1 protein-coding gene is annotated in these 549 nt (G+C 56.6%); it reads right to left on the bottom strand.

The window, feature by feature from the left end; genetic code table 11:
• Positions 1-68: 68 nt before the first annotated feature.
• Positions 69-549: IS3 family transposase (locus JIF53_RS12915; protein WP_199452706.1), on the bottom strand; the 481-nt coding region annotated here is incomplete at its 5' end.

Here is a 549-nt window from a genome sequence, read left to right as displayed (position 1 = left end):
TGAGATGGACCCATTCAGTTGGACAACCTGATGGTGTCCCTAAGCTATGATCCGGTTGTTTCCCTGGCTCAGGCTGCCAGAGATATGGGTTGCCCGTAGTACACCTCATCGGGCGTTTGGTAATCAAGGGTTTGGTGGTACCGGGTTTGATTGTAATGCCGGAAGTACCGGTGGAGCGCCTGCTTCAAGTGTCGGCCATCCTCAAAGGCAGTGAGGTAGACGCACTCGTGTTTGACGCTGCGCCAGAGCCGTTCCACGAAGATATTGTCATGGTAGCAGCCCTTGCCGTCCATGCTGATCCGGATGCCATGCTCCTTGAGAACGCCTGTGAAAGCCTCACTGGTGAACTGGACGCCCTGATCGGTGTTGAAGATCTCCGGCGTTCCATGGCGCTGTAGGGCCTCCTCTAGGGCATCGACGCAGAAGTCTGTGTCCATGGTGTTGGAGATCCGCCAGGACAGCACCTTGCGGCTGTACCAGTCGATGATGGCAACCAGATACATGAAGCCCCGCGCCAGCGGCACGTAGCTGATGTCAGTTGCCCAAACC

Origin of the sequence: Marinobacter sp. bablab_jr008 (assembly GCF_016464145.1) — a bacterium.
Classification (GTDB): domain Bacteria; phylum Pseudomonadota; class Gammaproteobacteria; order Pseudomonadales; family Oleiphilaceae; genus Marinobacter; species Marinobacter nauticus.
This window is presented reverse-complemented; position numbering and strand designations above follow the sequence as displayed.